This window comes from Streptomyces sp. NPDC111656 (assembly GCF_055656965.1).
Window position 1 is genome coordinate 359823 of the sequence record NZ_JBVKCA010000006.1, and the last position, 19753, is coordinate 379575.

Annotated in this window: 15 protein-coding genes and 2 tRNA genes; 13 read left to right on the top strand and 4 right to left on the bottom strand. The window is 70.0% G+C overall.

Annotated elements, in window-relative coordinates; all coding sequences use genetic code 11:
• The first annotated feature begins 134 nt into the window (after window positions 1–134).
• The 7 genes from ACZ7M3_RS20630 (at window position 135) to ACZ7M3_RS20660 (ending at window position 8439) form a co-directional block, all read left to right on the top strand.
• Window positions 135–569: a TIGR02611 family protein gene (locus tag ACZ7M3_RS20630; protein WP_351308683.1), complete on the top strand. Its 435-nt coding sequence runs from the start codon at window positions 135–137 to the stop codon at window positions 567–569.
• An 81-nt stretch (window positions 570–650) separates the two neighbouring features.
• Window positions 651–725, top strand: a tRNA-Val gene (locus tag ACZ7M3_RS20635).
• Window positions 726–1869: 1144 nt separating this feature from the next.
• Complete coding sequence (locus ACZ7M3_RS20640) at window positions 1870–3159, top strand: ABC transporter substrate-binding protein (protein ID WP_472064989.1); 1290 nt, start codon at window positions 1870–1872, stop codon at window positions 3157–3159.
• 11 nt (window positions 3160–3170) lie between these two features.
• Window positions 3171–4127: a carbohydrate ABC transporter permease gene (locus ACZ7M3_RS20645; protein ID WP_099946230.1), complete on the top strand. Its 957-nt coding sequence runs from the start codon at window positions 3171–3173 to the stop codon at window positions 4125–4127.
• Window positions 4124–4996: a carbohydrate ABC transporter permease gene (locus ACZ7M3_RS20650; protein ID WP_054233927.1), complete on the top strand. Its 873-nt coding sequence runs from the start codon at window positions 4124–4126 to the stop codon at window positions 4994–4996. Before ACZ7M3_RS20645 ends, ACZ7M3_RS20650 begins: the two co-directional genes overlap by 4 nt.
• Window position 4997: 1 nt before the next feature.
• The gene (locus tag ACZ7M3_RS20655; protein WP_472064991.1) at window positions 4998–5627 is read left to right on the top strand and encodes a hypothetical protein; all 630 of its coding nucleotides are present in this window, start codon (window positions 4998–5000) and stop codon (window positions 5625–5627) included.
• A gap of 79 nt (window positions 5628–5706) precedes the next feature.
• Window positions 5707–8439 (top strand): exo-rhamnogalacturonan lyase family protein, encoded by a 2733-nt coding sequence (locus tag ACZ7M3_RS20660; RefSeq protein WP_472064993.1) that lies wholly within the window; start codon window positions 5707–5709, stop codon window positions 8437–8439.
• A 135-nt stretch (window positions 8440–8574) separates the two neighbouring features.
• Here ACZ7M3_RS20660 and ACZ7M3_RS20665 read toward each other — a convergent pair whose 3' ends face one another.
• On the bottom strand, window positions 8575–10965 hold the full coding sequence (locus ACZ7M3_RS20665) for an SCO7613 C-terminal domain-containing membrane protein (RefSeq protein WP_472064995.1): 2391 nt from the start codon (window positions 10963–10965) through the stop codon (window positions 8575–8577).
• Between the two features lie 89 nt (window positions 10966–11054).
• On the opposite strand from ACZ7M3_RS20665, the gene ACZ7M3_RS20670 reads away from it, so the two are divergent.
• Both ACZ7M3_RS20670 and ACZ7M3_RS20675 read left to right on the top strand, forming a co-directional pair.
• Window positions 11055–11501: an SRPBCC family protein gene (locus ACZ7M3_RS20670; protein WP_351308666.1), complete on the top strand. Its 447-nt coding sequence runs from the start codon at window positions 11055–11057 to the stop codon at window positions 11499–11501.
• Between the two features lie 62 nt (window positions 11502–11563).
• Window positions 11564–11635 (top strand) — tRNA-Val (locus ACZ7M3_RS20675).
• 56 nt (window positions 11636–11691) lie between these two features.
• Here the strand turns inward: ACZ7M3_RS20675 and ACZ7M3_RS20680 are convergent.
• Window positions 11692–12417, bottom strand: coding sequence for an exonuclease domain-containing protein (locus ACZ7M3_RS20680; RefSeq protein WP_472064998.1), 726 nt, complete (start codon window positions 12415–12417; stop codon window positions 11692–11694).
• Window positions 12418–12587: 170 nt separating this feature from the next.
• Between ACZ7M3_RS20680 and ACZ7M3_RS20685 the strand changes: the two genes are divergently transcribed.
• From ACZ7M3_RS20685 to thrS, 3 genes are all read left to right on the top strand, one after another.
• On the top strand, window positions 12588–13154 hold the full coding sequence (locus ACZ7M3_RS20685; protein WP_054233932.1) for a DUF4365 domain-containing protein: 567 nt from the start codon (window positions 12588–12590) through the stop codon (window positions 13152–13154).
• Complete coding sequence (locus tag ACZ7M3_RS20690) at window positions 13151–14377, top strand: hypothetical protein (protein ID WP_351308659.1); 1227 nt, start codon at window positions 13151–13153, stop codon at window positions 14375–14377. The genes ACZ7M3_RS20685 and ACZ7M3_RS20690 overlap by 4 nt, the downstream gene beginning before the upstream one ends.
• A 118-nt stretch (window positions 14378–14495) precedes the next feature.
• Window positions 14496–16472: a threonine--tRNA ligase gene (thrS, locus tag ACZ7M3_RS20695; RefSeq protein ID WP_472065000.1), complete on the top strand. Its 1977-nt coding sequence runs from the start codon at window positions 14496–14498 to the stop codon at window positions 16470–16472.
• Between the two features lie 63 nt (window positions 16473–16535).
• On the opposite strand, the gene ACZ7M3_RS20700 is transcribed toward thrS, so the two are convergent.
• Entirely contained in the window at window positions 16536–17222 is a 687-nt protein-coding gene (locus ACZ7M3_RS20700) for a potassium channel family protein (protein WP_472065002.1), read from the bottom strand.
• Window positions 17223–17289: 67 nt separating this feature from the next.
• On the opposite strand from ACZ7M3_RS20700, the gene ACZ7M3_RS20705 reads away from it, so the two are divergent.
• Window positions 17290–17850 carry an HIT family protein gene (locus ACZ7M3_RS20705; RefSeq protein ID WP_452971581.1) on the top strand — a complete coding sequence of 187 codons (561 nt, stop codon included), beginning with the start codon at window positions 17290–17292 and terminating at the stop codon, window positions 17848–17850.
• Between the two features lie 128 nt (window positions 17851–17978).
• On the opposite strand, the gene ACZ7M3_RS20710 is transcribed toward ACZ7M3_RS20705, so the two are convergent.
• Entirely contained in the window at window positions 17979–19652 is a 1674-nt protein-coding gene (locus ACZ7M3_RS20710) for a hypothetical protein (RefSeq protein ID WP_351308649.1), read from the bottom strand.
• Between the last annotated feature and the right edge of the window lie 101 nt (window positions 19653–19753).

Here is a 19753-nt window from a genome sequence, read left to right on the forward strand (position 1 = left end):
ACATGCCACCTACGGTGCCGTTGTAAACCCCTCTGAGTGTTTTGCGTGTCTTTACGTAACTCTTCCGGCCGAGAGCACGTTCGCCGGATAGGGCCATTCCGGTGACTGGTTTCTCTCCGGTAGGGTTTGGCCGTATGAATACGGGGAGTGACGAGCCGGGCGAGGTCGCCACGGCCGAGGGTGAGACGAAGAACGAGGGGCCGCTCGGATCGCGGGCGCCGGAATTCATCAAGGCCCGCCGTGCGCTGCATCTGAGCTGGCAGGTGGGTGTTTTCGTCGTGGGGCTCGCGGTGGTCGGCGCGGGCGTGATCATGCTTCCGCTGCCGGGTCCCGGCTGGCTGGTGATCTTCGGCGGCATGGCGATCTGGGCGACCGAGTTCGTCTGGGCACAGCTGGTGCTCCGCTGGACGAAGCGCAAAGTCACGGAGGCGACACAGCGGGCACTCGACCCGAAGGTGCGGCGCCGCAACATCATCCTCACGAGTGTCGGTGTCGTCATCGTCGCGGCCCTTGGTGGTGTCTACCTCTGGAAGTTCGGCGTTCAGATGCCGTGGAACATCCAGGAATGACCGACGGGTGAAGGTCCCTCCTGGAGGCTCCTTGGCTGGTCGGAGCACCCCCTGACATGGGGTAATGTTCTCCCTGCGCCCGGGCGATTAGCTCAGCGGGAGAGCGCTTCGTTCACACCGAAGAGGTCACTGGTTCGATCCCAGTATCGCCCACCAGTACGACAGGCGACCCAGTTCCACGCACCACGTGGGCAGGGTCGCCTTCGTCATTTCCGCACCGCCCCGCGGGGGCGGGAGAGCGCGTCCACGGCAACAACAAACCGCACTCCGTGCCAGTGGCGGAGCCGGTAGCGGTCCCCGCGCGGGCGTCGGGATCGGAGCCGGAGTCGCGGTCGCAGCCGCCATCGGAATCGGCGCCGGCGCCCCCGCGCGGACCCAGCCCCGCGCATGCCCCCGCATGCGGACTCCGGGCGAGCGGCAAACCTCTCCCAAGCCGCTGACCTCGGTATATGCCCGTTCCCTCTGGGGGCACCCGACCCGACCTGCGCCCGCACGGTGGTGTCCCGTCCGTCATGTGGTCCAGTCATGTGGACCACGCGGCTCCGCTGGCCCGTCCGGCGCCGGGCGTCGGCCGGACCGCCACGCAGCCGTCCGCGCTGCTCGCGGGCACCGCCGCCGGGATGTGCCGCGGCGCGGTGCCGGTCACGTTGCATGCAGTGCCCTGTGAAGTCTTGAACCCCGCATCGCGGGCCCCGCGCCGCCCCGTCGGCCAGGGTGAATGCCGGACCGGTGCGAGCGAGTCGCTGTCGGGGCGCGCACCAGCCGTCCCGCATTGCGGGACGCCCCCCCCGCGCCGCCCCGCCGACCAGGGCGAACACCGGACCAACCCGAGCAAGCCGCCACCGGGACGCGCACCCGCCGCCCGCGTCGGCACGACCCGCCCACGGTGGAACAACCCGCCGAGGCCCATCCAGACCTACGAGGGCCCGTCCATCCCCCCCCCGAGCCCCCGAAACCCACCCCCTGCCCACCTCTCCACCCCCCACCAACCCCACCAACTCCTCCGCCCCCGCCCCGCCTCCGCATCCCCACCCGCCCGGCAGTTGTTTTCGGCCCGGCCCCGCGCTCGCCCGACCCGTCGTTTTCTGTTCGACACCCCGACCGCACGCCCCGGACCTGCACATTCAGGCACCCCCGTGGGAGCGGCACCCCCAACACCCGTCGCCACGCGGCCGAACCGCGTCGCATCAATTCCTGTCCGAATCATTGACGCGCCTGGAAGCCCTCCGTACCTTGTGCCAGCAAGCGCTTACTTGAAACGATTCACGCAGGTGCAACGACGTCGCGGGGAGGCCCGACTGTGGGTAACAACGGGAGTGTTGAGAGGCGTACGGTCCTCAAGGCGGCCGGAGCTTCACTGGCCACGCTGGGGCTGACCGCGACGACGGGCTGCGGCGGGGACAGCGGCAGTTCCGGGGACGGGACGGTCACGATCCGGTACGCCTGGTGGGGTGCCGACGAGCGGGCGAAGAGGATCAACCAGTCCATCGCGCTCTTCGAGAAGAAGTACCCGAAGATCAAGGTGAAGACCGACTTCCAGGATTATGTGGCCTTTTGGGAGAAGTTCCAGACCCAGGCCGCCGGAGGAAATCCCCCGGACGTATTCCAGAACGCGGTCGGATTCCTGCGGAAGTACGACAAGAGAGGCATCCTGCTCGACCTCAAGCCTCAGATAGAAGCGGGAAATCTGAGCCTCGACAACTTCCGCGCCGGAGTCGAGAAGGTCGGTCAGGTCGACGGAAAGCAGCTCGGTATTCCGGTCGGATCCAACACCATGTCACTTGTCATCGACGAGAAGGTGTTTGAGAAGGCGGGCATCAAGCCGAAGCAGGGCTGGACCTGGGACGAGTACTTCGCCGCCCTGAAGAAGATCCACGACACCCAGAAGCTGCCCGGCGACACCGGCTACTTCAGCATCATGTATCTGTACGACCTCTACCTCCGGCAGAACGGCAAGGCGTTCTTCACCGAGGACGGACTCGGCTTCGACGAGGCCGACCTGACGGAGTGGTGGACGGACGGCTACAACCGCGTCAAGGCGGGCATCGTCACCGACCCCAAGCGGGTCGAGCAGGACAAGCCCAAGTCCTCGCTCTCGGCGGCCCACGGCGCCTCCGAGTTCACCTGGGACAACTTCACGGTCCGCTACACCGCCGAGGGCACCAGCACCTACGGCCTCGCGCCGATCCCGACCACCGACGGCAAGCAGACCGGTCAGTACCTCGCCTCCCTGATGCTGAGCGCCTCCGCCCGCACCAAGCACCCCAAGGAGGTCGCCCAGTTCATCAACTTCATGGTCCACGACCCCGAGGTCGGCAAGATCATGGGCTATGACCGGGGCATCCTCGCCACCACCGAGCAGTTCGACGCGTACAAGCCGGCCGACGCGCCCAACCAGGCGATCGCGAAGTACGAGACGGATGTCGCCGCGGCCGGAGTGCTCGGCACCATCACCCCGCACCCGGCGGGCGCCGACACCTGCGAGTCCGCCTTCCTGCGCATCGGCGGTGACATGTCGCAGGGCACGACCAAGGTCGCCGACGCGGTCAAGCAGTTCTTCTCCGAGGCGAAGACCGCCCTCGCCGCCTGATGGGAACCGCCGTGACGCTCGTCAAGGACTCTCCGCCCGACGCCCCGGAGATACGCCCCGAGGCCCCCGCCGCCAAAAAGCGACGGGGGCGCCGGGAAAACCTCGCCGGCTATCTCTTCATGTCCCCGTGGATCGCGGGCTTCCTGCTGCTGACCGCGGGCCCGATGGCCGCCTCCCTCTACTTCGCGTTCACCGACTACAACCTCTTCAATTCGCCGAAGTGGATCGGCTTCGACAACTTCACCAAGATGTTCCACGATCCGCGGTGGCAGAAGTCGGTCGAGGTGACGGCCAAGTACGTCGTCATCGGCACCCCGCTCAAGCTGCTGCTCGCGCTCGGAGTGGCCCTGCTGCTCGCGCAGAGCCGACGGGGGCAGGCCTTCTACCGGGCCGCCTTCTACGCCCCTTCGCTCATCGGGGCGAGCGTCTCGGTCGGATTCGTGTGGCGCGCGCTCTTCTCCGACGACGCCATCGTGGACCGCACGCAGTCGTTCCTCGGCTTCCACACGGGAGGGTGGGTCGGCGACCCGAACTGGGTGCTCTACAGTCTGGTCGCGCTCACCGTCTGGCAGTTCGGCGCCCCCATGGTGATCTTCCTCGCCGGGCTCAAGCAGGTGCCGAGGGAGCTGTACGAGGCCGCCGAGGTGGACGGCGCCGGACCGTTCCGCAGGTTCTGGAACATCACCCTGCCGATGATCTCGCCGGTGCTCTTCTTCAACGTGCTCCTGGAGACCATCCACTCCTTCCAGATCTTCGGCTCGGCGTACGTGGTCTCCAACGCGACCTGCGGACCGGCGGACGCCACGCTCGTCTACACCTGCTACCTGTACCAGAAGGGCTTCAGGGAGTCCCAGATGGGCTTCGCGTCCGCCATGGCCTGGATGCTGCTGCTCGCCGTGGCGCTGGTGACGGCCGTCCTCTTCTGGTCCCAGAAGCGGTGGGTGCACTACGAGGAGGACGCCCGATGAGCACCACCCTGCGCAAGCCCCTCGAAGTCGGCAGCCGCAAACGCACCGGCTCGCTGGTCTGGCACATCGGCGCGCTGCTGATCCTCGCGGTCGTCCTCTATCCCGTCATCTGGGTCATCGGCGCCTCGTTCAAGCCCAGCCGGGACATCATCGGCAGCCTGAACCTGTTCCCGACCAGCCCCGTCCTCGGCAACTTCAAGGGCCTGGCCGACGGCATCGCGGACATCTCGATCGCGACTTTCTTCCAGAACTCCCTCTTCTACGCGCTCGGCTCCGTCGTCGGCATCCTCATCTCCTGCTCGCTGACGGCCTACGCCTTCGCCAAGATCCGGTTCGCCGGGCGGAACCTGCTGTTCTCCCTCATGATCGGCACGCTCCTGCTGCCCTATCACGTGCTGCTCATCCCGCAGTACGTGATGTTCCAGAAGATGGAACTGGTCAACACCTACGTTCCGCTGCTGATCGGCAAGTACCTGGCCACCGAGGCGTTCTTCGTCTTCCTCATGGTCCAGTTCATGCGGAACCTGCCGCGCGAACTGGACGAGGCGGCCCGGCTCGACGGCTGTGGCCATCTGCGGATCTACTGGTCGATCGTGCTGCCGCTGTGCCGCCCCGCCCTCATCACGAGCGCGATCTTCACCTTCATCAACGCCTGGAACGACTTCATGGGCCCGCTGATCTACCTCAACGAGCCCAGCAAGTACACGGTCTCGCTCGGCATGATGATGTTCCGCGACCAGGAGGGCGTCGCCAACTACGGCGGCATGATCGCGATGTCGCTGGTCGCCCTGCTGCCCGTGCTCCTCTTCTTCCTCGCTTTCCAGCGCTACCTGATCGACGGTATGGCGACCTCCGGATTGAAGGGCTGAGATGGCCACCAGCCAGCTGTGGGCGCGAGCGGAGCGGAAAGGGCGGGCGAAGGCTCGCAAGGCACCTCGCGAATCCGTGTTCGCCGAGCGTTTCGCCGTGTTCGCCGAGTGCCTGCTCACCGGGGTGTGGATCGCGGTGGCCTCGCTGCCGCTGGTCACCTACCCCGCCGCGTTCGCGGCCGGTGCACGGCATCTGCGGCGGCGTACGTCCCATGAGGCGGGCGGTCTGAGGGAGTTCGTCGCCGACTTCCGGGCCGCCGTCCGGGGCGGCTGGATCGCCGGGGTCGCCGGCTGGGCCGCGGCCGCCGCGGTCTGGGTGGACGTCCAGGCCGTGCGCGCCGGTGTCCCCGGCGGCCCGCTCGTCGGGGCCGTCGGTCTCTTCGCCCTGATCGGCCTCGCCGTGGCCGGGCTGCGCGCGGCGGCCGTCTGGGAACCCGGCGCCTCCTGGCGGGCGCTGCTCGCGGAGGCAGGACGCCGTACGGTCCTCGATCCGGCCGGCTCGTTCCTGCTCGTGGGCGGACTGGCCGTCGTGGCCGCCTCCGCCCTGTTCGTCGCGCCGCTGGCGGTCCCCGTCCTGGGGGCCGTCGCGGCGGCGGCCGTCGCCGTCGAGGCGCGCCACCGCCGTCGCTGAGCTCCTCGCAGGTCGGCGCCCTCGGCGTCGTACCTCGCTCTGTCATGCCCCTGACTTCCCCGCACGGAAAGGAAAGGCCATGTCTCCCATCCCCCGCAGGTCCCTGCTGAAGGCGGCCGCAGTCGCCGGAGCCGCCGCACAGTTCAGCTGGGCCCTGGGAAGCGCGAACGCGCAGGCCGCCGTCAGATCCGAGGCCGCCGCCGCCGACCCCGTGCCCCTGGACTGGCTGGAGGACGGCGCCCTTGGTGCCGCCCCCGGCTCCACCGTCGGCGTGCCCTGGCCGAAGGGCGCGTACCAGCAGGACCAGACCTTCGCGCTCACCGACGCCTCCGGCAAGGACGTGCCGGTGCAGTCCTGGCCGATCGCGTACTGGCCGGACGGCTCTCTCAAGTGGACGGCGCACGCGGTCAGTTCCGGCTCCGGGAAGCTCACGCTCGCCGCCGGTGCGCCCGCCGCCCCCGACAAGTTGGTGACCGTCGACAAGAGCGGCGGCACCATCGACATCTCGACCGGCGTCATCACCGCGAAGATCGGCAAGAGCGGCTCCACCCTCGTCACATCGGTGAAGCGCGGCTCGACCGAGATCGCCAAGGACGGCCGGCTGGTGCTGATCCGTCAGCCCGAGATCGAGGACGACGACCAGGGCGCGGAGAAGTACGAGCGGTTCGAGAGCGTCATCGCCGAGGTCACGGTCGAGCAGGAGGGCCCGGTCCGTGCCGTCGTCCGTATCGACGGCAAGCACCGCAAGGGCAGCCGCAGCTGGCTGCCGTTCTCGATCCGGCTGTACTTCTACGCGGGCGCCGACTCCTTCCGAATGGTGCATACCATCACCTTCGACGGGAAGCAGGAGCCGGGGAAGACGAGCGGCGACTTCATCCGCGGCCTCGGCGTCCGCTTCAACGTGCCGATGCGCGACGCGGCGTACGACCGGCACATCCGCATCGGCGGCGACGGCTCCGGTCTGCTGCGGGAGGCCGTGCAGGGCATCACCGGGCTGCGCCGCGACCCGGGAGCGGCCGTGCAGGCGGCCCAGTTCGCGGGCGAGAAGCTGCCCGACCCGTCCACCTGGGACCAGCGGGTCACGACCCGCCTCCAGTACATCCCCGAGTGGGGCGACTACACCCTCTCCCAGCTCTCCGCCGACGGCTTCACCCTGCGTAAGCGCACCAAGAAGGGCCACGGCTGGATCGGCGCGGGCGGGGGACACCGGGCGAGCGGGTTCGGTTACGTCGGCGGGGCGAGCGGCGGTCTCTCCTTCGGCCTCAGGGACTTCTGGGAGAAGTACCCGGCGCAGCTGGACATCCGCGACGCCCAGACCGACGAGGCCGAGGTCACCCTCTGGCTCTGGTCGCCCGAGGCGCAGCCCATGGACCTGCGCTTCTACCACGACGGCATGGGCCAGGACACCTACGCCGAGCAGCTCGAAGGCCTCAACATCACCTACGAGGACTACGAACCCGAGTTCGGCACCCCCTACGGCATCGCCCGCACCTCCGAACTCCTCTTCTGGGCCAACGAGTCGACGCCCACCCCCGAGACGCTGGCCGAACAGGTCGCGGCCGTACGTGTGTTGCCACAGCTCGCCGCGCCGCCCAAGCAGCTCATCAAGGCCAAGGTCTTCGGCGGCCTCTTCTCCGAGCCGGACCGCTCCACCGCCGCCAAGGCGAAGATCGAGGACCACCTCGACTTCCTCTTCACCTATTACAAGGACCAGGTGGAGATGCGCCGTTGGTACGGCTTCTGGGACTACGGCGACTTCATGCACTCGTACGACACCGTGCGCCACCAGTGGCGCTACGACGTCGGCGGCTACGCCTGGGACAACTCCGAGCTGTCGCCCGACATCTGGCTGTGGATGGCCTATCTCCGCTCGGGCCGTTCGGACATCTTCCGTTTCGCCGAGGCGCTCACCCGGCACACCGGCGAGGTCGACGTCTACCACCTCGGCCAGTGGGCGGGCCTCGGCACCCGGCACGGCGTGCAGCACTACGCCGACAGCGCCAAACAGCAGCGCATCGCCAACACCACATACCGCCGCTATTACTACTACCTCACCGCCGACGAGCGGGTCGGCGACCTCATGCACGCCAACGTCGACTCCGACGAGACCTTCCTCGTCCTCGACCCGATCCGCAAGATCCGCACCGAGCCGTACACCCCCGACCGGCACGCCCTGTCCATCGGCTTCGGCACCGACTGGAGCGGGCTGGTCTCGGCCTGGCTCACGGAGTGGGAGCGCAAGGGCCCGAAGTGGGAGAAGGCCAAGGCGCGCGTGCTGTCGACGATGGAGACGATCGCCGCCCAGCCCAACGGCTTCGTCCAGGGCAGCGGGCTGTACGACCTCGACACCGGCAGGTTCGCCATCGCCTCCGCGCCGGTCGTCTCGGTCTCGCACCTCTCCGCCGTCTTCGGCCTGAACGAACTGTGCGCCGAGCTGATCGATCTGGTCGACGTGCCGAAGTTCAAGGAGGTCTACCTCGACTACTGCCGCTACTTCAACGCCACCAAGACCGAACAGGCCGCGCGCTACGGCTCCAACTTCGGCTCCCTGCTGCTGTTCCAGGGCCACTCGCGCCTCGACGCGTACGCCGCCGTCCAGACCGGCGACGCGACGCTCGCCAAGCGCGCGTGGACGAAGTTCTACAGCTCCGACGGCTACATGGAGTCCTCGCCCTGGAAGACCGAGCCGCTGAGCGGCCCGGTCACGCTGGTTCCCGGCAGCGAGGCCAACTGGGTCAGTTCGAACGACAGCGCCCTGTACGGCCTCGCCGCCATCGAGAACCTGGCACTGCTCGGCGACAAGATGCCGTAGGCCCATCGGCGCTGGGCGAATCCGTTGAACCGGGGGTTCTGCCGCGCCCCTTCAGGGGCGCGGGGCTGTGACATATGCGGCTCCGCCGCGTGGGCGCGACCGGCCACGACGCGGCCGCAGTCTCGGACCGTCCCTTCAGCGCATCCGTCCGAGGACGTCCCGCACGCGTCGCGCGTCCCGGATCCGCTGCTCGTACGTCGCACCGAGTGCGAGCAGCACCAGACCGGCGAGTGCGGGAGGCACCCAACGCGGCAGCGCGCCCGCCATCTGCACGAGGTACGGGGCGAGTTCGTGCAGGGCGTCCAGCGCGAGCACGCCGCCGCCGAGGACGAGCGGGGCCCGCAGCCGGTGCCGGGCGCCCACGAGGGTGACCGCGAGGGCCGCGACCCCGAGCAGCAGGGGGCGCGGCCAGTGGGGGTCGATCCACGCCGTCAGGAGACTCGGCACGAGCGTGACGGACAGCCCCGCTCCGTACGCCGTCCAGGACGAGGTCAGCGGATCCCTGCGGCGCGCGACGGCCCCCACCAGCAGCGCCGGGACGGTCACCGGCAGTGTGTACGCCTCGACGGAGCCGACGCCCCAGCACGCCAGCCGGACCCAGGCGGCCAGCACGAACAGGGCGGTGGCCGCGTAACCGGCGGGCCGCCGGTCCTCTCGTACGGCGATGCCCGCGGCGATCACCGCGCACAGGGCCAGGACCAGGGCCAGCAACGGCGGGTCGGGCACCGCGAGGCCGACGGCGAGCAGTCCGGCGACGGCGCCCGTCACCTCGACGGATACACGCGCGGGGGAGCCGACGAGGCGTGCCGCGAGCAGGGCCGCGACGACCGGTACGAGGAGGACCAGCAGCGCGATGTACTGCGGCTGCCAGCCGAGGGACGCACCCACGGCACAGGCCAGGGCGGTGGCGTACGTGAGGGCGGCGACCGGGGCGAGGCGCGAGCGCCCGGACACGGCGGCGAACAGCACGGTCAGCGCGGCGAGGACGCCGAGGGTCGTGCCCTCGGTCGCCAGGGAGAGGCATGCGAGGCTCACCGAACTGACAAGGGCCATGAGGAAGAGGACCGGGCGCGGCTCCGCCGAGCGGGCGATGCACGCCAGCGCCGTCACGATCGTGAGTCCTTGCGCCGACATCCCGGCCCAGTAGGGGATGTCGAGGGCCGCGGGAAGGACGAGCGCGGCCGCCCAGACGAGGGCCGACGCGCCGATGGTCGCCCTGGGGCGCCACTGCGTACCGCGGAGGGCCACGGCGAGGACGGCGGCGACGACCACGAGGATGAGCGGGGCCGTGGCCGCGTACGGAGGCCAGGGGACGCCGTCGGTCGCGACCGCCTCACGCGCGGTCGAGGGGGTCCCGGTCCAGACACGTCCCACCCAGGCCACCGGGCCCAGCAGAGCGACGGCGACCGGCGGCAGCGCCCACACCACCGCGACCGCCTGCACGGAGCCGGCCGCCAGGGCGAGGCCGCGCCGCATCGGCTCGGGGAGCCGGGTGCGTACGGCCGCCAACAGGGCCACAGCGCAGACCAGATACCCCGGAACCGTCCACTCGCCCGGCAGCGACGAGCGCGGCACGCCACCGAGCGCGGCGACCGTGAGCAGGCCGCCGGCCGAGGCGACCCAGGTGGCGACGTTCGTGTCCGGCAGCCGCCACGCCGCCACCAGAGCGATCGCCGCGGCGAAGAGGAGGAGCGCCGCCGCACGGGCGACGGCGCTCGGACCGGTGGCCGTCCAGGACAGCCAGCCGGCCGCGAAGGAGCCCCAGCCGCCCAGGCCGTACGCGCCCACGGCGGCGACGAGACATACGGACCGCACGGGCACCCGGAGCGCGACGGCCGTGTCGAGCGCCGCCGTGACCAGCAGCGCGGCCGTCATGGCGGGGGCGCCCGCGTCGGCCGCGGCCGCCCAGAGGATCAGCGGGAGCTGCGCGGCGGCCAGCGCGGTGGGCAGGGGCAGGCGCAGCGGGAGCCGCGCGGGGGTGGCCGGTTCACCGGTCGGCCGGCGCGGCCCGCCGAGTGCGAGTCCGTACGCCGTCCACAGGGCCGCCAGCAGGGCCGACGCGACGGCCGCGTAGCCCAGGCCGTCCGTGTCGGGGAGCGCGACCTCGTGCAGCGCGTACACGTCCAGGACTGTCAGCGCGAGCCCCAGCCCCGCCACGGCCTCCGCCGTCGAGCGCAGCCTGTGCCGAAGCAGGAGCACGGGTGAGCCGAGCGCGCCCAGCGTCACCGCGCCCAGCACCAGCGCCCGCCCGGCGATCCCCATCCGGCCCCAGCTGACCAGCGTGAACGCGATCGCGGCGATGGTCAGGAGGGCGCCGCCGAGAACGAGCAGCACGTTCTGGACGCGGGGCGCCGTGGTCTCGGGCCGGCGTACGGGCGGGAGCGGGAGCGGCGGAGCCATGGGTGGCCGGAGCGCGGTGATCAGCCAGGCGCGGCGCGCCAGCAACAGGGCCCGGCGCGCGTCGAGTTGCCGCAGCTCGGTGTCCAGGAGCCGCAACTCCTCGGCCGGGGGCGGAAGGTGGGTCATATTCCGGGAGTGTGGTCCCGGTCACCTTCTCAGGCATGAGTGCGCGTACTCATGCGGTACTCAGATGCCCGCTCGGGCACACTCCGTCCATGGACTGGAGCCATTACCGCTTCCGCAGTGTGTGGGCCCTGCCCGCGCCACCCGCCGAGGTCTACTCCGTTCTCGAACAGGCCGAGGACTACCCGCGCTGGTGGCCCCAGGTCCGTGAGGTGACCCGGATCGACGAGCGCAGCGGCACCCTGCGCGTCCGCTCGTTCCTGCCGTACGACCTGGTGTTCACGGCGCGCGAGCTGCGTCGCGACCCGGCGGCCGGGGTCCTGGAGATCGCGATGGCGGGTGACCTCGACGGCTGGGCGCGCTGGACGCTCACCACCGCCGGGTCCGGCACCCGCGCCCAGTACGACCAGGAAGTCGACGTGAGCAAGCCGCTGCTGCGGCGGTTCGCGGTGCCGGGACGGCCGGTGTTCCGCGCCAACCACGCCCTGATGATGCGCGCGGGACAGCGCGGACTGGCGGCCCGACTCACGGGCGACTGACGGCTCACCCCGAAGCGGTTTGAACCACACCCGCAGGGACCTGTATTGTTCAGTGCGTTCCCGGGCGATTAGCTCAGTGGGAGAGCGCTTCGTTCACACCGAAGAGGTCACTGGTTCGAACCCAGTATCGCCCACCCGGAGAAGACCGGTCCGTCACAGACGGACCGGTTTTTCGTTGTCCCGCGCGGGCTCAGGCCGCCGCCGGCAGTTCCGGGCGCAGCGGCCACGACGGATCCACCGCCTCCGGTGAACCGCTGCGTGCGAACCACGCCTGAAGGCCGCGCGCCTGTGCCGCGTGCCACACCGACTGCAGGGTGTGCAGCTCGGCGGGGGAGAGCCGCTCCAGCCTGGTGGCGAAACGACGCCCCACCGCTCGTACGACCTCCATCGAGGCCAGTGCGTCCGCCGCCGCGTCGTGCGCGCCCTCCAGCACCACGTCGTAGTGCGCGCACAGGTCGGTCAGGGTGCGGCGGCCCTTGCGATAGCGGTCCAGATGTTTGTCCAGAACCCGCGGATCGAGCACACGCAGCGGCGCCGGCTCGAACCACCGGTCGAGACTGGTGGCGCGATGGCGGCGCAACTCCCGGTCCAGGAGCGTCAGATCGAACGGCGCGTTCATCACGACGAGCGGGCGGCCCGCCGCGGCCTGTTCGCCCAGCACCCTGGCTATCTCGTCCATCACCGGCGACGGCCAGCGGCCGTTGCGCTGAAGGTGTTCGTCTGTCAGCCCGTGCACCGCCGTCGCGCCCGCGGGCACCGGCACTCCCGGGTTGACCAGCCAGCGGGTCACCCGGGGTCGGGAACCCGCGGCGTCCTGGACGACGACGGCGGCCGACACGATCCGGTCGGTCTCGACGTCCACGCCCGTGGTCTCCGTGTCGAACGCGGCCAAAGGGCCTTCGTACCAGCACGTCATACGTACACAACTCCTCGTTCACCCACGGCAGCTGACGCACCGTCTTCTGCCCGTTTGGTGATACCCGGGCTGTTTGCGCCGTACGCCGGAAGGAGACAACACAGGTACGGGTCTTTGCAGTTCAGCGGCCCGTCGCGGGGAATCACTTGGCTTGGAAGGCTGTTGGACTCATGGCACTCGCGCAGCCCGAGCGGGGCGGGCTGCTGCCCCAGCGGACGGCACCCCATCGCGGCACACTCGCCACCACCGCCTGCATGGAGACCTTGCAGGTGGGCTACTTGCACGCCGTCGCGGCCGCGGCGGGCTGTTCGCTGTCCCAGCCCTTTCCCGACAACGGCATCGACTGGCACGTCAGCCACAGCGCCCCCGGGCACACGGTCGACGACGAAGTCACCATCAAGGTGCAGCTCAAGTGCACGTACCAGATCCCGCCGAACCCGCCCGGGCCCGCCTTCTCCTTCACGCTCGACAACGAGCACCTGGCGAAGCTCGCCCGCACCCCGGTGTCGGTGCACAAGATTTTGGTCGTGATGCTCGTGCCCAGGTCCCAGGACGACTGGCTGCGCGCCAGCCACGACCGCCTCGACCTGCGGCACTGCTGCTACTGGATCAACCTCGCCGGCCACGCGATCACCGGCCGGCGCCGGACCACCGTGCGTATACCGACCTCGCGCATCTTCGACGACAGGGCGCTCTGCGAGATCATGACGAGGGTCGGGACGGGAGGGAAACCTTGACACACCGCCCCATCGACTCCATCGGCGAACCGCTCCGGCCGGTCAGGCCGCACCCCGTCGAGTCCCACTGGACCGAGCCGCCCGAGCCGGGCCAGGTCGACCCCGCCGTCCTCAGCGCGCTGCTGCACCGCCACGGCTGGCAGCGCCGCGGCGGAGCGGCCGGACGGTACGGCCGGTGGACCCCACCAGGGCCCGGTGGCGGCGGCACGAGCCTGCTCGTGCCGGAGAACCGGGCCTTCCCCGACAGCGACGACCTCCTCGGCGAGGCGCTCCTCGCGCTCTCCCGCAGCGGCGCGCCGTCCGCGCGCGACGTCCTGGTCGCCCTCGCCGTGCCCAGCGACGAGATCCGCTGGTGGCGCGATGTGCCGACCGGGCCCGTGGGCGCCACGTCCTGGAGCGTGGAGGAGCGGCTGCGCTCGGCCGCCCGCTCGATGCTGCTCGCGGCGGCGCTCGCCACACGCGCGCGTGCGGGCTACTACGGCGCCCGCCACCGCAGGCCCGCCGCCGCTTCCCTGGAGAACGTCCTCGTCGGCGCCGACCCCGGCGGGCGCCGGCTCACCGCCTTCGTGCCCGTCGACACCGGCCGGCCGCTGTCGGTACGCCTGCACCAGGCGCTGTACGCCGCCCGCGAGGCCATCGACTACCAGCGGGCCACCGGCGGCATGGACGCCTTCGACGCGGCCGTCGAGGCCGGCGTCAGCCATGAACTCACCGAGGCCGTCGTCGCCCTCGTGCGCGGCACGGAGGGCGCCCGGATCGCCGTCGAGTGGGCGCCCGCCGCCGGGGTCCCCGAGGGCTGTGCGGCGCCCGACGAGGCCGTCGAGTTCACGCCCGGCGACCTGCCCGTCCTGCGCGAGGCCGGGGCCCGCTATCTGCGCGCCGAGCCGTCCGTACCGGTGCGCCTCACCGGTGCCGTGGTGCGGATGCGCAGGTCCCAGCCGCGCGGCGAGGGCACCGTACGGCTGCGGGTGATCGCGGGAGCGGAGGTCCAGCACGTCCGCATGACGCTCGACGAGGAGGCGTACCGGATAGCGGGCCACGCCCATCTGGTGGGGCTGCCGGTGCGGGTGCTGGGGCGACTGGAGAGCCGCGGCGGCTTCCGCAGGCTCACCGACGCCTCCGGGGTCGTACCGGTGCAGGTGGACGAGGCCGAGCGGGACCGGCTGATGAAGTCGCTCCAGGAGAACCTGGACTTCTTCGAGGAGGCGTGCAGCGGGGACTGAGGGCTTTGTGGAGCTTTGCCGGTAACCGTTTCGCGGAGGGCGCCCCGGGCTCGGTACGATCGCCCTTGTATTGCGTACGTAAGAGAAGGTGCGCGTCCCCTTCAGTCAGGAGAGACCGGTGTCAGACGTCCGTGTGATCATCCAACGCGATTCCGAGCGGGAAGAGCGCGTGGTGACGACGGGCACTACGGCCGCCGACCTCTTCACGGGCGAGCGCACCATCGTCGCGGCCCGCGTGGCCGGCGAGCTGAAGGACCTCGCGTACGAGGTGAAGGACGGCGAGGAGGTCGAGCCCGTCGAGATCTCCTCCCAGGACGGCCTGAACATCCTGCGCCACTCCACCGCGCACGTCATGGCGCAGGCCGTGCAGGAACTCTTCCCCGAGGCCAAGCTGGGCATCGGCCCGCCGGTCAAGGACGGCTTCTACTACGACTTCGACGTCGAGAAGCCGTTCACGCCCGAGGATCTCAAGGCCATCGAGAAGAAGATGCAGGAGATCCAGAAGCGCGGTCAGCGTTTCTCCCGTCGTGTGGTCACCGACGAGGACGCCCGCGAGGAGCTCGCCGCGGAGCCGTACAAGCTGGAGCTCATCGGGATCAAGGGCTCCGCGTCCTCGGACGACGGCGCGGACGTCGAGGTCGGCGGCGGCGAGCTGACGATCTACGACAACCTCGACGCCAAGACCGGCGAGCTGTGCTGGAAGGACCTCTGCCGCGGTCCCCACCTGCCCACCACCCGCAACATCCCGGCGTTCAAGCTCATGCGCAACGCCGCCGCGTACTGGCGCGGCAGCGAGAAGAACCCGATGCTCCAGCGCATCTACGGCACCGCCTGGCCCTCCAAGGAGGAGCTGAAGGCGCACCTCGACTTCCTCGTGGAGGCCGAGAAGCGCGACCACCGCAAGCTGGGCAACGAGCTGGACCTCTTCTCCATCCCGGACCAGATCGGCTCGGGCCTCGCCGTCTTCCACCCCAAGGGCGGCATCATCCGCCGCGTCATGGAGGACTACTCGCGGCGCCGCCACGAGGAAGAGGGCTACGAGTTCGTCTACACCCCGCACGCGACGAAGGGGAAGCTCTTCGAGACCTCGGGCCACCTGGACTGGTACGCCGACGGCATGTACCCGCCCATGCAGCTCGACGAGGGCGTGGACTACTACCTCAAGCCCATGAACTGCCCGATGCACAACCTGATCTTCGACGCGCGCGGCCGCTCGTACCGTGAACTGCCGCTGCGCCTCTTCGAGTTCGGGACCGTGTACCGGTACGAGAAGTCGGGCGTCGTGCACGGCCTGACCCGCGCTCGTGGCTTCACGCAGGACGACGCGCACATCTACTGCACCAAGGAGCAGATGGCGGAGGAGCTCGACAAGACGCTCACCTTCGTCCTGAACCTGCTGCGCGACTACGGCCTGACCGACTTCTACCTGGAGCTCTCCACCAAGGACCCGGAGAAGTTCGTCGGCTCCGACGAGGTCTGGGAGGAGGCCACCGAGACGCTGCGGCAGGTGGCCGAGAAGCAGGGCCTCCCGCTCGTCCCGGACCCGGGCGGCGCCGCGTTCTACGGTCCGAAGATCTCCGTCCAGACCAAGGACGCGATCGGCCGGACCTGGCAGATGTCGACCGTGCAGCTGGACTTCAACCTGCCGGAGCGCTTCGACCTGGAGTACACCGGCCCCGACGGCTCCAAGCAGCGTCCGGTGATGATCCACCGCGCGCTGTTCGGATCCATCGAGCGCTTCTTCGCGGTGCTCCTCGAGCACTACGCGGGCGCGTTCCCGGCCTGGCTGGCGCCCGTGCAGGCGGTCGGCATCCCGATCGGCGACGCGCACGTGGAGTACCTGCAGAAGTTCGCCACCGAGGCGAAGAAGAAGGGTCTGCGGGTCGAGGTCGACGGATCCTCCGACCGTATGCAGAAGAAGATCCGCAACGCCCAGAAGCAGAAGGTGCCCTTCATGGTCATCGCGGGCGACGAGGACATGGCGGTCGGCGCCGTCTCCTTCCGCTACCGCGACGGCTCGCAGGAGAACGGCATCCCGGTCGACGAGGCGATCGCCAAGATCATGAAGGTCGTCGAGGAGCGCGCACAGGTCTGACGCGCAGGTCCGACGCGTCCGGCGCCTCTTTGACGCGCAGGTGACGGAAGGCCCCCGGAGAGCTCAGCTCCCCGGGGGCTTTTTCCTACCCTTGTTCCCGTACTCCCCGTCGTTCTCGTCCTCGCGCGCGAACACCTGGAGCAGCCAGGACGAGAACGAGCCGGTCACCGCGCCGAGCAGCGCCAGACCGCACACCATCAGCACCGACGCGATCGTGCGCCCCATCGGGGTCACCGGCACCACGTCTCCGTACCCCACCGTCGTGAGCGTGGTGCAGGTCCACCACACCGAGTCCCCGAACGTCCGGATCGAGGCGCCCGGCGCCCCGCGCTCCTGCTGGTAGACGGCGAGGGAGCCCGCGAAGCCGAGCAGCGCGGCCGACAGCCCCGCGTAGAAGACCACGCGCGCATGCAAGGAGAGACGGGGCTCTCCACGATGACGCTGTACGGCCTCGTAGACCTTGACGATGCGCAGCGGACGCAGCAGCGGCAGCAGGAGCGCCAGCGTGTCCACCGGGTGCGCGCGGATGAAGCCGAGGCGCTGTCCGCTCAGACCCCAGCGCACCGCGTAGTCGACGCCGAACAGCGACCACGCGGCCAGCATCGCCGCCACACAGGCCTGCCGCCAGACGGCGGGCAGCGTGTGCCCGAGGACCAGGACGGCGTACGCGGCGAGGAACAACGCCGAGGCCACGCTGAGCGGGACTTCGGTGCGCCTTTCCCACCGGGCCTGTCGGCTGTCGTCGTCCATCGGCCCAGCTTGGCCCGGCGAGCATTCGGCAGAGCCCCGCCGACACGCCGCGAACGGGCGAAGCAATATGCTGCACCACATGACGAGTGAGCCGGAGCAGCAGATCGGAGTGGGAACGCAGGACGCGTTCCAGCGCTTGTGGACGCCCCACCGGATGGCTTACATCCAGGGCGAGAACAAGCCCACCGGCCCGGGGGCCGACGACGGCTGTCCGTTCTGCTCGATCCCCGCCAAGTCCGACGAGGACGGGCTCATCGTGAGGCGCGGTGAGCAGGTGTACGCGGTGCTCAACCTGTACCCGTACAACGGCGGCCACCTCATGGTCGTGCCCTACCGCCACGTCGCGGACTACACCGACCTGACCGACCCGGAGACCGCCGAGCTCGGCGAGCTGACCAAGCAGGCGATGACCGCGCTGCGCGCCGCCTCGGGCGCGCACGGTTTCAACATCGGCATGAACCAGGGCACGGTGGCGGGCGCGGGCATCGCCGCCCATCTCCACCAGCACATCGTCCCCCGCTGGGGCGGCGACACCAACTTCATGCCGGTCGTCGGCCACACCAAGGTGCTCCCACAGCTCCTGGCCGACACCCGCAAGATGCTGGCAGAGGCCTGGCCGACGCACTAGTTCAAACGGGGCGCCTGCTGACAGGCGCCCCCGTCGACGCGCCCCTTCAGGGGCGCGGGGAACTGCGCGACCAGCCCCTGACGACCGTCACTCCGCGCACCGGCCCATCCCGCCCCTGCGCCGGAGGCTCACGCGTCGTAGAGGTCCGCCTTCCGAGGCGACGGATCCTGCACCGCCGTGCTGAGGAACGCCGACCGGTTACCGAACTTCTCCGTGTCGACCCCGTTCTCGTCCAGCACCTTGATCGCCGCCGCGTGCACGACACGGAGCACCGGCGTGGCCGCCCGCAGCGCGTCGTCAGCCATGAAGCGGTGCCGCCAGGGCTGGTCGGCCCACGCGTGCCGCAGGCCGAACGGCTCGGGCAGCGTCAGCTTGCCGCCGAGCCAGTTCAGCAGCGGCGGGTACCCGGTGAGCGGGGCGCGCGCGGTGAGACGTACGACCTCGTCCGTGGTGACCAGCGGCAGCTTCACCTTGCGGGTCTCCCAGAACTTGACCGCCTTGGCAACCTCTTTCGTCGGGGCCTCGGGCTTGCTGGTGAACAGGGAGTGCACGGGACCCAGGGCGTGCCCGGTGACCTCGATGCGCAGCGTCTCGTGCAGCACGGTCACGGTGATCAGCATGGTGATGATCAACTGGCCGTCCCACAGCGTCCACTGCACGCCGAGGTAGTGCCGCTGGCCGCTGCCGAACTGCTGCTTGTTGCAGATGTCCTGTATGGCGTGGCTCTTGATCGTGTACGCCTCGACGTCCGTGCCGCCCGGCCGGGACACCTCCTTGGCGTTCTCACCGATCGGCGAGACGATCCAGTGCTTGATCGAAGGGGTGGGGAAACCACCGGTGTTGAGCGGGCCGCGCTCCAGCATGCGGAGCTTGTCGTGGATGTTGCGGACGACGTCCCAGCTGCGGAAGGGGTGGATCTCCTTGTCCGGGTCCTTGGGGACGAGGTCCTCGGCGAGCTGCCAGCTGCCCCAGCGGGTGCCCATGCCGAGTATGCCCTTGGGGCCGGCGTAGAACACCGAGTTGGACTGCTGCTCGGCGCTGAGGGCGGCCAGGGCCTGGCGCAGCCGCTCGGCCGCCGTCTCGCCCGGGCTGCCGGGCACCGCCTCCGGGATCTTGGCGCCGAGGCCGCCGCCGGACAGCAGGCTGTCCCAGCGCGCGCGCAGGTCCTTGGCGGTCCGCTCGCAGATCTGCTTGGCCCAGAGCCAGCCGATCACCGGGAGGACCACCGACGCACGCGCGTACCAGGCCCAGAAGCCGGTGAAGGGCATGCGGACGAGGAAAACCACGGCGAGGGCGCCGAAGGCGACCAGGAGCGTGGTGCCGAGGGCGCCGGCGCGCTTGTTCGTCTGCTTGGCGATCATGGACCGGAGCTGGAAGACCAGCAGCCACACCAGCAGTCCGGGCAGGAACAGCACACCGCACAGCACCATGACGGCCGACAGCCAGTTGTCCCGCTCCCGGCGGATGCGGTTCGCCGCGAGGCAGTGCTCGACGACGACCTGCGGCTCGGTGCCGAACGACTGGATGAGGGGCTTGCGGCCCGCGCCCAGCATGCGGTCCACCACCGCCCGCCCGAAGGCCTCGCCGAGGTTGGGCCTGAAGATCGTGGCCCACTTGCGGCCCGAGCTGACGGTGGACTCGTGCCACTGGTTGTTCGCCTTGAGGATCTCGCCGACATCGCTGTCCCGGTACGCCGCCGAGGCCAGGGCGAAGGTCGCCGCCGTCTGTCCCGCGGAACCCGAGAGCGGCACCTGCGCCCCGGGAGTGAAATCGAAACCGTCGAACGCCACTTCCGCCCCCATCGCCGCCGCACCCGCTCCTGCGGCTTTCCCGACTTCCCTGCCCCGCACACCTGTTGATCAGGTCATCGTCTTGATCAGTTCCCAGAGTATCGGCCGCGACC